This window comes from Gottfriedia acidiceleris (assembly GCF_023115465.1).
Lineage (GTDB): Bacteria > Bacillota > Bacilli > Bacillales > Bacillaceae_G > Gottfriedia > Gottfriedia acidiceleris_B.
On sequence record NZ_CP096034.1, the window covers coordinates 1,035,917 to 1,048,834 of the forward strand.

Genomic DNA, 12,918 nt, shown 5'->3' on the forward strand with positions numbered 1-12,918 from the left:
TAACATGTCACGTAAAGTATTAGTATTAGGCGAAGTTCGTGAAGGATTACTACGAAATGTTTCATTTGAGGCAGTAAGTACGGCTAAAACAGTTGCTGAGGGCGGAGAAGTAGTTGCTGTATTAGTAGGTAAATCAGTTAGTGCATTAGCTACTGAAATGATTCAATACGGTGCAGATCGTGCAATCGTTGTTGAAGATGAAAAATTAGCATCATATACTTCTGATGGATATTCTCAAGCACTTTTAGCAGTTATTGACCAAGAAAAACCAGAAGGTCTAGTAATCGGTCACACAGCTTTAGGTAAGGATTTATCTCCTAAACTTGCTGCTCGTATGCAAAGTGGTCTTATTTCGGATGTTACAGCAATCGAAGTAGCTGGTGGAAATATTGTTTTCACTCGTCCGATTTACTCAGGAAAAGCATTCGAGAAAAAAGTTATGGTGGATCCATTTATTTTTGCGACAATCCGTCCAAATAACATTTCAGCATTAGAAAAAGATGCTACTCGCACTGGTGATGTAGCAACTCTTTCAGTTGAAATTAAAGACTTGCGTTCAATCGTTAAAGATGTGGTGCGTAAAGCGAGTGAAGGTGTAGACCTTTCTGAAGCGAAAGTTGTCGTTGCTGGAGGACGTGGAGTTAAGAGTGAAGAAGGCTTTAATCCATTAAAAGAATTAGCTTCAGTACTTGGTGCTGCTGTAGGTGCATCTCGTGGTGCATGTGATGCTAACTATTGTGACTACTCTTTACAAATTGGTCAAACTGGTAAAGTTGTAACACCTGATTTATATATTGCATGTGGTATTTCAGGAGCTATTCAACATTTAGCTGGTATGTCAAACTCTAAAGTAATCGTTGCAATTAACAAAGATCCAGAAGCTAATATCTTCAAAGTAGCTGACTATGGAATCGTTGGTGACTTATTCGAAGTATTACCTTTATTAACAGAAGAATTTAAAGCTGTATTAGTTAACTCTTAATATAGAAGCTATTAATGATAGCCCACAAGAGCTTATGTAGTGACCTATAAAGTTAGTCTGTGTCTAACATTTGGGGTGCACTTCACTTAATATCTTGTGGGTTTTTTGTGTTTTTCAAGTGTACGTTATGAAAAAAATAAAAAAGAAGGGTTCAAAAGTACTTTAACTTTTGTGACACCTCCTTTATAGTTTTTCTATTCGTTTATAAGCCATTGTCCTTACATCCTAACAATGACTGATCCACCGCCACTTGTTACGACTTGATTTTGTTTTTGTTCAAGTTGTCTAAGTAATTCATTATTTGCTTCGATTGCTTTTACAAGGTTTGTAATTTGATTTTCAAGATTCATGAACATTTGCATGATTGATTGATGATCAGTTTGCACATGACCTTGAACACCGTTTCTCATAGGATGTTGGGGATGATGCGGATGGGAATACCAAAATGGATGATGCATACCTTTACCTCCAATTTCTAGACTAATGTACTATATAGTACGTCTTATTATTATAAGAGTTCGCCTATTTTAGTTGAATCAATCATTATTGCCACTTATATATATAGAATTTTTGTGAAGACCGTTGCCCTGTATAGATAAGAAAGAAGTGATTTTTTACACCTGATGTTTGCCTATATGGAGGAACTAAAAAATAAGGTAGTTTCAAGGGAAAGGATTAAATCTTTTTAGAATAACACAAAAAAAGTAATCCCTCTATAGGATTACTTAAAACTTAAGATATAGCTTTGTTTAGTTTGTTTTTTTCAGATAATAAATCGTGGCGCTTTTCAATTTTTCTTTCAATTTTTTCGATTTCTTCTTTGTTTCGTAATAAAGATTGTTTATTCTCATGAACTAATTGATTAAACGATTTACGTAAAGATTTTCTCATAAATGCCACTCCTATCGTGTTAAATTTTTTGAATATTATTATTATATTCAAAAATATATTAACATAAAAATCTGACAATAATTCGAGTAAGATTTTACGAATTTGTGACAAAAGTAGCGGATTGAATCGGTACTCATGACCTAGACCGATAATCTTGACGTCTCATGAAGCAGACAACAATAAAGTAAATTTAAATATGAAATATATTATGAATAAATCTTTTCATAAACCTCTACTTCCATACCATCTGCATTCGTTTTATTTTCTCTATATTTAAAACCCTGAGATTTCCAAAAAGATTTTGCTTTTTGGTTATTAATTAACACACCTAATCGTAAACCGTGAATATTTCTTTTTATAAGTAGTTCTTCAAATAATATAAATGCGTTTGTTCCAAATCCATAACCATGGTAATCATGATGGATCATTAAAAGACCTAGCCATGGGAAACCATCATTAGGATTTAGCGCTAAAAAATCAATTAATCCTATATAAGTATCATCTAATTTAATAAAATAAGTTTCCGTTTGATGTGAGGAAAAAAAATATTCCTTCATTAGTTCTTCTTTTGTTCGTGTTAAACGACCATTCTCCATTAAATTGTAATTTTGATTTGAATTTGTGATTTCTTCAATTACTTCAATTAATTCTGTTGTAATTCTTTCAAATGTTATCACTTTTTTAGTCCTTTCATTAGTATATCAACTATTTGTTTGGAAATAGTAAGTTTGAGCAAATAAATAGAAAATGCTAATTCTCATATGGTATACTTTCTTTAAAATTATAACAAATTATGTCAATCTACATAATTTACTTATGTAGCTTGCGCAGGTAGGAGGAAAAATAAATGGCAATTGTTAATGCAACAAACGCAACGTTTGCAGAAGAAACAAAAGAAGGTGTAGTATTAGTTGATTTTTGGGCAACTTGGTGTGGTCCTTGTAAAATGATTGCTCCTGTATTAGAAGAATTAGCTTCTGAATACGGAGAAAAAGTTAAAATTGTTAAAGTTGATGTTGATGAAAACCAAGAAACAGCAGCTAAATTTGAAGTTATGAGCATTCCATCATTATTCGTTCTTAAAGACGGTGAAGTAGTTGAAAAAACTTTAGGTTTCAAACCTAAAGAAGCTTTAGAAGAATTAATTACTCCACATATTGGTTAATTATAATTTGTAAGAAATGCACTCATAATATGAGTGCATTTCTTTTTTTTGGTATTTTTAACTATAAAAACAATTTTTCATTAGAATTAGCAATTTTATTAATTAGAGTAATGTTAAAAATTTCTAATGTAAATAAGATTGACTATTTTTTTGTCACGTTTTATATTTAATAAGCATTAATATTTAACAGACATTAAATATTTATTTGGATTAATTTTTAAAGGAGGTTAAATTTCTTGGGTAACAAAAATGAGTACATTGAACGGATTCAGATTGCACTTCAAAGCACTATTCATAAAATGCAACCAAAAGTGACAGAAAGTATGAATAGTCATGGTGTAACAGCTACTCAATTTTTTGTTTTAATGTACTTACGAAAAAAAGAAAGCTGTAAAATATCTGAAATAGCAGAGATGATGGGTGTAAAACCAAGTGCTGTATCATTTATGATTGATCGACTTGAACATAATGACTTTGTATATAGAGAACATGATAAAAAGGACCGAAGAGTTGTAAATATTATGTTAACTGAGGAAGGTATTAAAAAATTAGAATCAGTGATAAAAGATCGAAAAGAAATTTTTGAAAGTTTCTTGTTTAACCTTTCTGATGATGAGTTATTACAATTTGCAAAGATTACAGAAAAGCTTGCAAATGCTGCAGCAGATAGATAGAAATTTTTACAAAATACTTTTTTGTATTAGTAATTATAAAAAGAAAAAAGATATGAGCGAAGGGAGAAATATATTTTGACTACAAATACAGTTGTTCAAAAAGATGGCAGTCGTAAACTATTGCTAATTGGTCTAATAATTGCAATGTTTTTCTCTGCACTAGATGGCACAATAGTTGGTACTGCAATGCCTAAAATAGTTGGGGACCTTGGCGGTTTGAGTATGATGACGTGGCTTACAACAGCATACTTATTAACTTCAACTACTGTAGTACCGATCGCAGGAAAATTAGCTGACTTATTAGGTCGTAGAAGTGTTTATATTGCTGGTTTAGTTATATTTATGGCAGCTTCAGCATTATGTGGTATTGCCCATAATATGACTGAATTAATTATTTACCGTGGTATTCAAGGTATCGGTGGCGGTGTAATGATGCCGATGGCGATGATTGTAATTGGGGATTTATTTACAGGTAAAGAACGTGCGAAATTCCAAGGGGTTTTCGGTGGTATTTACGGTTTAGCTTCAGTAATCGGACCACAAATTGGTGGATGGATTGTTGACTCATTGAACTGGAAATGGGTATTCTACATTAACCTTCCAGTAGGGATTATCGCAACTATTTTTATTGCATTAGGTTTAAAAGGAAGAAAAAATACTGGACCAATCAATTTCGATATTGCTGGTATGGTAACTATGATTGTCGGTGTAGTAAGCTTACTCCTTGCTTTAAGTTTAGGTGGAGTTGAATATGATTGGAATTCTTGGCAAATTATTGGTCTTTTTGTTCTGGCAGTAGTGGGAATTGTTAGCTTCGTTATCGTAGAAAATAAAGCTAAAGAGCCAATCCTACCAATGCATTTATTCAAAAATAGAACTTTCGTTACATTAAACTTAATTGGATTCTTTATGACAATTGCGATGTTTGGTGCAATTATGTTCGTACCATTTTTCATGCAAGGTATTGTTGGTGTAAGTGCAACAGAATCAGGTACAATCATGACTCCAATGATGGTTACAATGATTATTGCAAGTATTATTGGTGGGCAAATTGTATTTAAAATTGGTATTAAACCACAAATCATTACTGGAATGTTCGTAATCGCATTAGGTTTATATCTATTAACAACTTTAGATATGGATTCAACTAAAACTATTGCAACAATCTTTATGGGAGTTATGGGGCTAGGTATTGGTTTAGTAATGCCGACCATTACACTAGCTCTTCAAGAAGTATTTGATAAGAAGGAATTAGGGATTGTAACATCTTCTAGCCAATTCTTCCGCTCAATCGGTGGTACTTTTGGAGCAACTGTTTTAGGTGCTGTAATGAATAGTAAATCAGGAACACTTCTAAACAATGATTTAGTTCCATTTTTAAATAAATTACCAGCTCAAGCTGCACCATTAGTAGACAAATTTAAAGACATGATTAATACAACTCCTCAATCTGTATTTACAATGTTATTTAATGCGGATGCTAAGAAGCTAATTCCTAAGCCAATTTTAGAAGGAATGTTACCGATCATTAAAACATCATTAATGGATTCATTACACCAAGTATTCTTTGTTGGTTTAGGATTCATCATAATTGGTGCAATCGTAACATTTTTCCTAACACCAATTAAATTAACGAATAGAAAAGCTGGGAATAAAGAAGGTAATGAGCAAGAACAAGTAGAAGTAGAAACTGCGACTTCTTAATTTCTCAAGCTGTAATACTAAAAGTAAAAACCATCCAGAAATGAAGTGCACCCCAAATGTTAGACACGACTAACATTTGGAGGTGCATTTTTTATGACTAAATTTACTACTGAACATAAATTAGCGGTAGTTATGCGTTATTTAGAAGGTAAGGAAAGTTTTCGTTCTATTGGTAAGTTATTTGGAACGTCCCATGCTGAAGTGAGAAACTGGGTAGCTCAATATAAGGAAAATGGGATTAATGGCTTGCTTAAAAAGTCATATACAAGTTATTCGGTACAGTTTAAACTAAACGTATTAAAGTATATGAATGACCACGGGACGTCACCGAATGAAGCAGCTGCAATTTTCAATATTCCTTCCCCTAGAACGATTCGAAAGTGGAGGACTCAATTTGAAACACAAGGACAAGACGCCCTAGAATCAAAGAAAAAGGGGCGACTTTCCATGAAAAAAGAAACAAAGAAAACTACACCCGTTGAAGGATCAATTGAAGAACTTCAAGCTGAAATAGAACGTTTACGCATGGAAAATGCATATCTAAAAAAGTTGAACGCCTTAGTTCAAAACAAGGAAAAATCACGAAACAAGACAAAGTAAAAGTTGTCTATGAATTAAGGCATGAGTTTTCGTTAAAAGAACTTTTACTGTTAGCCAGTTTTCCGCGTAGTACGTTTTATTATTGGATGAAAAATCTAGAACGTCCTGATCCAGATGCAGAGTTAAAAGTGCTGATAAAAGAAATTTATGAGGAACACGAATGTCGTTATGGCTATCGTAAAATTCGAGACGAGCTTACGAATCGTGGTTATAAAGTAAATCATAAAAAAGTTCAACGACCTATGAAAGAACTAGGGATAAAATCACTTGTGAAGGTAAAGAAATATCGCTTTTACAAAGGTGAAGTAGGTAAGATTGCCCCCAATATTTTAAATCGAAATTTTCAAGCTGAAAAACCAAATGAGAAATGGGTTACAGATATAACTGAATTTAAATTATTTGGAGAAAAGCTATACTTTTCACCTATGTTGGACTTATATAATGGTGAAATAATTGCTTATACAATTGGTTCACGTCCAACTTTTTCACTTGTATCAAATATGTTAGAACAATCTCTTGAACGATTAACAGATTCCGATACACTACTAATTCATTCAGACCAAGGGTGGCACTATCAAATGAAAAAATATCGTAGTGCTCTTATTAAACGTGGAATCACTCAGAGTATGTCACGAAAAGGAAACTGTTACGATAACGCAGTAATTGAAAGTTTCTTTAGTATCATGAAATCTGAACTACTCTATCTTAAAGAATTTAACAGTGTCGAACACTTTAAACAAGAACTAGCTAAATATATAGATTACTACAATAACAAACGAATTAAGGCAAAATTAAAAGGCATGAGCCCAGTAAAATACCGAGTTCATGCCCAACAGGCTGCCTAATTGAAGTAACCAGTCTAACTTTATGGGGTCACTACAAATTTTGGATGGTTTTTATTTTAAGCATTTTGAGAACGGTACCTATGAATTGTTCTCTAATTTGTGAATCAATGTGGTGGCCTATTTACAATCTGAAGAAAAAAGAGAGGTCCCATAAAAGATTTACTTTTCAGAGACACCCTCTTTGTTAAATAGCCATGGATACTTTTTCTTTTCTTTTTTCCATTTTTCGTTTATTATTCCACAAGATCCAAGATAAAGCTAATCCTGTGCCAGTAAGTATAAAAAGACCAATACCACTAATTAAACCAATTATGCCGGTATGTAAGCTTTTTACTGAAAATGCAGACTGCTCAGGTCTTTTTCCAAAATTTTGAAATGGGGTTTGAGCACTATCACCACTTTGTCCATTTTTGGGAGCTGTATTTTGATCGCTATTTTGAGATTGTTGGTTTCCATTAAACTGTCCACCCGATGGAAGCTGACCTTGCATAGAAAATCTTCCTTTTGCTTCGCCACCTTTATTGAAATACAGGATAATTCCTGTAGTAGATTCGATTAGTAGGAAAACCGAAACAATTACACCTATCCAAAAATGAACTACTCTGACTTTTTTCATCTTAACATTTCTCCTTTTCTTCTCTTGATGGATTAAAGTTACAATAGAAAACTTAATTTTTACTTAATATCATTAAAGTATTTTCAGTTTTTAAATATGGAGATTATAATATTAAGTGTACAGTTGCACGAAAGAGGTGAGAGGAAATGGACAATCACTTAAAAGAAAAATTAGCGCTACTACCAGATCAGCCTGGTTGCTATTTGATGAAAGATATTCAAGGCACGATCATTTACGTGGGAAAAGCTAAAGTTTTAAAAAATAGAGTTAGATCTTATTTTACGGGATCCCATGATGGTAAGACATATCGATTAGTTCAAGAGATAACTGATTTTGAATATATTGTTACTTCTTCAAATATGGAAGCTTTAATTCTTGAGATGAATTTAATTAAGAAATATGATCCGAAATATAACATCATGTTGAAGGATGATAAATCATACCCCTTTATTAAAATAACTGCTGAAAAACATCCTCGCTTATTAATTACGCGAAATGTAAAAAAAGATAAAGGAAAATATTTTGGACCATTCCCTAATGCTACAGCCGCGAATGAAACAAAAAAATTATTAGATCGTCTATATCCACTACGAAAATGTTCTTCATTACCAGATAAAGTTTGTTTATATTATCATATTGGTCAGTGTCTTGCGCCTTGTGTAAAAGAAGTAACTGATCAACAAAATCAAGAAATAGTTAATGAAATTGCCCGTTTTCTAAACGGTGGGGAAGACCAAATACGAAAAGAATTAGAGGCAAAAATGCTTGCTGCATCTGAACAATTAGATTTCGAGCGAGCGAAAGAGTATCGAGACCAAATTGTATCGATTAAAGCGACTATGGAAAAGCAGAAAATGATGAGTAGTGATTTAGTTGATCGAGATGTATTTGGATATGCGGTTGATAAGGGATGGATGTGTGTTCAAGTTTTCTTTGTTCGAAGAGGAAAATTAATTGAAAGAGATGTTTCATATTTTCCAATTTACGATGAACCAGAAGAAGAATTCCTATCATTTATTGGGCAATTTTATGAAAAACCACACAATATAAAACCAAAAGAAATTTTTGTACCAGATAAAGTTGATACTGAAATTTTAAAAAATTTACTAAAAATTCCTGTATTCCAACCAAAAAGAGGCCAAAAAAAGGAACTTGTAGTATTAGCAAATAAAAATGCTAAAATTGGACTCGGTGAGAAATTTAAATTAATTGAGCGAGATGAAGAAAGAACAGTTAAAGCAATAGAAAAACTAGGGGATAGTTTAAATATTGAAACTCCTTATCGAATTGAAGCATTCGATAATTCAAATATTCAAGGAACAAATCCTGTTTCAGCTATGGTTGTCTTTATAGACGGAAAACCTTCAAAAAAAGATTACCGCAAATATAAAATCAAAACTGTAGTAGGACCTGATGATTACGATTCAATGCGTGAGGTAGTACGTAGAAGATATTCGAGAGCACTAAAAGAGAATTTACCTTTACCAAATTTAATAATTGTGGATGGTGGGAAAGGCCATCTAGCTGTAGTTGAAGATGTACTCCAAAATGAGTTAGGCCTATTCATTCCAACAGCTGGACTTGTTAAAGATGAAAAGCACCGTACTTCAGAGTTATTAATAGGACAACCACCTCAAATTGTCCAACTTGGAAGACAAAGCCAAGAATTCTTTTTATTACAAAGAATTCAAGACGAGGTACACAGATTTGCGATTGAATTCTATCGTCAGCTTCATAGTAAATCAATGGTTCAATCTGCTTTAGATGGCATAGCGGGTGTTGGTGGAACAAGAAAGAAAGCTCTTCTTAAACATTTTGGATCAGTCAAAAAAATAAAAGAGGCATCAATCGATGAGTTAATAGCAGCTAAAATGCCAAAAAATGTTGCAGAAGAAATTTATCAGCATTTCCATAAAGAATAACATAGTTACCAAAATTTATATCTTGACACTATTTTCAAAATAATTTATATTTTAGTTAAAATTAAATGATTTTCTCTCGTAATAGAGGTGCAAAACTTAAAAGTATACTGTCATAGACGTGTGGCGTTGTGATGGACAGTTGAAAGGAAGTTTTGCCGAAATGAAATGAATCCACTATTCATTTTGTTGGGACTGCATTTAAGAAATGTAGTACTGTCGCATAATAGTTATGCGGGGAGCTATTGAAGAGATGTTGATGATTGGTCTATTTTATTTTATTTGTAAATTAGGCGCGTGAACATTGCTTCACGCGCTTTTTTGTATTCTTTTTTAAGTAAAAAGTGAGGATGAGAAAAATGGGAATTATTGTTCAGAAATTCGGTGGTACTTCAGTAGGCTCAATTGAACGAATTCAGCATGTTGCTGAAACAGTAACCAAGTCATATAAAGAAGGAAACCAAGTAGTTACAGTTGTCTCTGCGATGGGACATCATACAGACGAACTAGTTAGTTTAGCAGCTCAAATTAGTCCGCAAAACAGTAAACGTGAATTAGATATGTTACTTACTACAGGGGAACAAGTATCAATTTCGTTACTAGCCATGGCAATCCAAGCAAAAGGTTTTAAAGCTATTTCACTAACTGGTTGGCAAGCTGGAATTCAAACTGAATCTGTCCATGGAAATGCGCGTATAGAAACCATTCAAACTGATCGAATTCAACAATTACTTAATGAAGGATATATCGTAATTGTTGCTGGTTTCCAAGGGTTAAGTGAAAACAATGAAATTACGACTTTAGGCCGTGGTGGTTCAGATACAACAGCCGTTGCATTGGCAGCAGCTTTAAAGGCAGAACGTTGTGATATTTATACGGACGTATTAGGTGTTTATACTACGGATCCAAGAGTTGAACCAAATGCATCTAAATTAAGCCATGTCTCTTATGATGAAATGCTAGAGCTAGCAGCTTTAGGCGCAGCGGTTTTACATCCAAGAGCAGTAGAATTCGCAAAAAATTATAATTTAATTATTCAAGTTCGTTCAAGTCAACATGATGAAATCGGTACATTTATTGGGGAGGAAACACAAATGGAACAACAATCAGTCGTAAGAGGAATCGCATTCGAATCTAATGTAACAAGGATGACGTTAAATGGTTTAAATAACCATGTAGATTTATTACCTAAAATCTTTACTTTATTAGCAAGTGAGGGGATTGATGTTGATATTATTATCCAAAGCGTAACTTCAGATAACTTAGTAAATCTTTCATTCTCGATCAAATCTGAAAATATGTTGGAAGCAATAACGGTTCTAGAATCAAAGAAAGAATTTTTAGGTTACCGCTCATTTGATTTTGAAAGTGAACTTGCTAAAGTTTCAATTGTAGGCAGTGGAATGGTTTCAAACCCAGGTGTTGCTGCAAAAATGTTTAAATTTTTAGCTGAAAGTGAAATCCCTGTAAAAATGGTAAGTACTTCTGAAATTAAAGTATCAACTGTTGTACCAAAATCAAAATTACAAGAAGCAGTTCATGCTCTACATAAAGGGTATGAATTAGATCGTATTAATGAAGAAGTAGTAGTAGAAAACTAAATAGTAAAATAAACCCTTTTAGGCGTTCAAATTCTTATATAGGCTTTGAATTATTGATTTTATCAATATTCATCACGTTCAGGTATACCGAGCCGTATAGTATAGAAATAGCGCTTAAAAGGGTTTTTTATTCGTTAAGCGAATAAATTATATAAAGATTCTGTAAATTTAAAATAAGTAAGGCGAACGGCTAAATGGTAAATAAAAGAAGGAGGTATTAATAATGAGGCATAGTATACTTGCCTACGGATATGGAGAAATTGTACTACAGTTCGTTCTATTAATACTCGCCATTTTGTTTTTTGTTTCTATTTGTTTATTCTTGTTAAATTCGATTATTAAGGGAGTTAAAAGAAACAAGAATCTTGAGGGAATTAGAAGGCAGGATCAAAGTAAGGAAAGGAAAGAGAAAGGGTAAGGAAGTTAAATAATCATAAATTGAATTTGAACTTATATTTCAATTTTCAAAAAAAAAATCATTAAAAAAAGAAAACACCACAATGGAACTTAATTCCATGTGGTGTTTTTCATGTTATCTTCTAGTAATTGGATCCTTTAAATCCCATTTTACTTGGAACTTTACTTTGTCGCCTCTTTTGCTAAGCTCTTCATACGTTTCAGCTATAACATCGATTTGCTGTTGAATTTGCATCGCTAGAAATCCAGCTTCTAATTGGTATGATACGTTCTTTTTTTGTTGATTTCTGTATGTAATTAATTCAGAAGATAGTGTTAAATGAACTTCTTGCTTCTTTTCTTCTTCAACAGTAAGAGTACCCCAACCAGCTTGTTCAAAAAATTCTATAATTTCTTCAAAAGTTGCTAAAGGATATTTTCTGGCAATCATTTTACCCGCCCAATATAAAATATCATTTTGCTCTTTTCCTAATAAATCATTCAATAGATCGTTACGTATTAGCTCATAACCAAAACCAGAAATATTTCCCGGAATATTTAAATTTTCAATGCCGTTCGTCATGGTCGGATAACTCTCCCTTTCCTAAAAAAACATGTTTTTATTATATACAATATTTAATAGTAAAAACAATAATTCGACACATGTAGATTACAAGGATTACCAATCTAAATGAGAAGTTTTTTCAGTAAAGAAAAATGTACGCGTTTTCTTGACCTCCTATATTATCAGGAGTAAAATGAGTTGTAGATAAATGTCATAAAAATTTCGACTTTTTATGCGTATTGCTTATTTATTCTATTTTTTTAGAATAATAGAGTAATTAAATTTTTCATGTGCACAAACTAAAGGGGGCAGGGGTTTACATGAGCAACAAGAATGGAAGGGAGTTTTTCTTTAGAAAACTTCATTCATTGCTAGGAGTTATTCCGGTTGGGATCTTTTTAACACAGCACTTAGTTGTCAATCATTTTGCGACAAATGGAGCAACATCGTTCAACAAAGCTGCTGAATTTATGGCGAATTTACCATTCCGCTATTTTTTAGAAGTTTTTGTCATTTTCTTACCAATTTTATACCATGCAATTTACGGACTATACATTGCGTTCACTGGAACTAGCAATGTTAAAAATTATGGATACTTACGTAACTGGTTATATTTATTCCAACGTATTTCTGGTGTAGTTACTTTAATTTTTATTACTTGGCACGTATGGCAAACACGTATCGCTGCTCAACTAGGAGCAACGGTTGATTATAATATGATGGCTGATATTTTCACTTCAAAATTTATGTTAGTTTTCTATATAGTAGGTGTAATTTCAACAATTTTCCACTTTGCTAATGGATTATGGTCATTCTTCGTATCTTGGGGAATTACTGTAACACCTAGATCACAACGTATTTCAACATATGTTACATTAGGTATATTCGTAGTATTATCATTCGTTGGATTAACTGCTATCTTTGCATTCATTGATCCACAACTAGCGAATTTGTAAGGAG

General features: G+C 32.7%; 13 protein-coding genes and 1 riboswitch. Of the genes, 8 read left to right on the forward strand and 5 right to left on the reverse strand.

All coding sequences use genetic code 11. The features are described from left to right. Window positions 1-4: 4 nt before the first annotated feature. Window positions 5-982, forward strand: coding sequence for an electron transfer flavoprotein subunit alpha/FixB family protein (locus tag MY490_RS04885; RefSeq protein WP_248268227.1), 978 nt, complete (start codon window positions 5-7; stop codon window positions 980-982). 218 nt (window positions 983-1,200) lie between these two features. Here the strand turns inward: MY490_RS04885 and MY490_RS04890 are convergent, their stop codons facing one another. The 3 genes from MY490_RS04890 to MY490_RS04900 form a co-directional block, all read right to left on the reverse strand. Next, window positions 1,201-1,440 (reverse strand): hypothetical protein, encoded by a 240-nt coding sequence (locus tag MY490_RS04890; RefSeq protein ID WP_248268228.1) that lies wholly within the window; start codon window positions 1,438-1,440, stop codon window positions 1,201-1,203. Window positions 1,441-1,714: 274 nt separating this feature from the next. Then, window positions 1,715-1,873: an FbpB family small basic protein gene (locus tag MY490_RS04895; RefSeq protein WP_248268229.1), complete on the reverse strand. Its 159-nt coding sequence runs from the start codon at window positions 1,871-1,873 to the stop codon at window positions 1,715-1,717. A 206-nt stretch (window positions 1,874-2,079) separates the two neighbouring features. Beyond that, window positions 2,080-2,550 (reverse strand): GNAT family N-acetyltransferase, encoded by a 471-nt coding sequence (locus MY490_RS04900; RefSeq protein WP_248268230.1) that lies wholly within the window; start codon window positions 2,548-2,550, stop codon window positions 2,080-2,082. A 170-nt stretch (window positions 2,551-2,720) separates the two neighbouring features. Here MY490_RS04900 and trxA point away from each other — a divergent pair, with 170 nt between their 5' ends. From trxA to MY490_RS04920, 4 genes are all read left to right on the forward strand, one after another. Beyond that, complete coding sequence (gene trxA, locus MY490_RS04905; RefSeq protein WP_056472391.1) at window positions 2,721-3,038, forward strand: thioredoxin; 318 nt, start codon at window positions 2,721-2,723, stop codon at window positions 3,036-3,038. 236 nt (window positions 3,039-3,274) lie between these two features. Next, the gene (locus tag MY490_RS04910) at window positions 3,275-3,712 is read left to right on the forward strand and encodes a MarR family winged helix-turn-helix transcriptional regulator (RefSeq protein WP_248268231.1); all 438 of its coding nucleotides are present in this window, start codon (window positions 3,275-3,277) and stop codon (window positions 3,710-3,712) included. 144 nt (window positions 3,713-3,856) lie between these two features. Next, window positions 3,857-5,416, forward strand: coding sequence for an MDR family MFS transporter (locus MY490_RS04915; protein ID WP_248269324.1), 1,560 nt, complete (start codon window positions 3,857-3,859; stop codon window positions 5,414-5,416). A gap of 93 nt (window positions 5,417-5,509) precedes the next feature. Beyond that, window positions 5,510-6,861 (forward strand): IS3 family transposase gene (locus MY490_RS04920; protein WP_248268232.1). Its coding sequence is split into 2 segments (ribosomal slippage): window positions 5,510-5,957 and window positions 5,957-6,861, totalling 1,353 coding nucleotides; the frame shifts between segments, so codons are not numbered across the junction. Window positions 6,862-7,045: 184 nt separating this feature from the next. Here the strand turns inward: MY490_RS04920 and MY490_RS04925 are convergent. Continuing rightward, on the reverse strand, window positions 7,046-7,477 hold the full coding sequence (locus MY490_RS04925) for a PepSY domain-containing protein (protein ID WP_248268233.1): 432 nt from the start codon (window positions 7,475-7,477) through the stop codon (window positions 7,046-7,048). A 146-nt stretch (window positions 7,478-7,623) separates the two neighbouring features. On the opposite strand from MY490_RS04925, the gene uvrC reads away from it, so the two are divergent. After that, window positions 7,624-9,399, forward strand: a complete 1,776-nt coding sequence (uvrC, locus tag MY490_RS04930; RefSeq protein ID WP_248268234.1) for an excinuclease ABC subunit UvrC — start codon at window positions 7,624-7,626, stop codon at window positions 9,397-9,399. A gap of 74 nt (window positions 9,400-9,473) precedes the next feature. After that, a riboswitch (Lysine riboswitch) is annotated at window positions 9,474-9,649 on the forward strand. Window positions 9,650-9,755: 106 nt separating this feature from the next. Next, window positions 9,756-10,997 carry an aspartate kinase gene (locus MY490_RS04935; RefSeq protein WP_248268235.1) on the forward strand — a complete coding sequence of 414 codons (1,242 nt, stop codon included), beginning with the start codon at window positions 9,756-9,758 and terminating at the stop codon, window positions 10,995-10,997. Window positions 10,998-11,529: 532 nt separating this feature from the next. Here MY490_RS04935 and MY490_RS04940 read toward each other — a convergent pair. Continuing rightward, entirely contained in the window at window positions 11,530-11,976 is a 447-nt protein-coding gene (locus MY490_RS04940) for a YslB family protein (RefSeq protein ID WP_248268236.1), read from the reverse strand. Between the two features lie 302 nt (window positions 11,977-12,278). Here MY490_RS04940 and MY490_RS04945 point away from each other — a divergent pair, with 302 nt between their 5' ends. Continuing rightward, window positions 12,279-12,914 (forward strand): succinate dehydrogenase cytochrome b558 subunit, encoded by a 636-nt coding sequence (locus tag MY490_RS04945; RefSeq protein WP_097978387.1) that lies wholly within the window; start codon window positions 12,279-12,281, stop codon window positions 12,912-12,914. Window positions 12,915-12,918 lie beyond the last annotated feature (4 nt).

Excerpts from the sequence above, each read along its gene's own strand:
- MY490_RS04945 (WP_097978387.1), top strand. The coding sequence starts at position 12,279 with ATGAGCAACAAGAATGGAAGGGAGTTTTTCTTTAGAAAACTTCATTCA.
- MY490_RS04935 (WP_248268235.1), top strand. The coding sequence starts at position 9,756 with ATGGGAATTATTGTTCAGAAATTCGGTGGTACTTCAGTAGGCTCAATT.
- MY490_RS04915 (WP_248269324.1), top strand. The coding sequence starts at position 3,857 with ATGTTTTTCTCTGCACTAGATGGCACAATAGTTGGTACTGCAATGCCT.
- uvrC (WP_248268234.1), top strand. The coding sequence starts at position 7,624 with ATGGACAATCACTTAAAAGAAAAATTAGCGCTACTACCAGATCAGCCT.
- trxA (WP_056472391.1), top strand. The coding sequence starts at position 2,721 with ATGGCAATTGTTAATGCAACAAACGCAACGTTTGCAGAAGAAACAAAA.
- MY490_RS04925 (WP_248268233.1), bottom strand. The coding sequence starts at position 7,477 with ATGAAAAAAGTCAGAGTAGTTCATTTTTGGATAGGTGTAATTGTTTCG.
- MY490_RS04940 (WP_248268236.1), bottom strand. The coding sequence starts at position 11,976 with ATGACGAACGGCATTGAAAATTTAAATATTCCGGGAAATATTTCTGGT.
- MY490_RS04885 (WP_248268227.1), top strand. The coding sequence starts at position 5 with ATGTCACGTAAAGTATTAGTATTAGGCGAAGTTCGTGAAGGATTACTA.
- MY490_RS04890 (WP_248268228.1), bottom strand. The coding sequence starts at position 1,440 with ATGCATCATCCATTTTGGTATTCCCATCCGCATCATCCCCAACATCCT.
- MY490_RS04895 (WP_248268229.1), bottom strand. The coding sequence starts at position 1,873 with ATGAGAAAATCTTTACGTAAATCGTTTAATCAATTAGTTCATGAGAAT.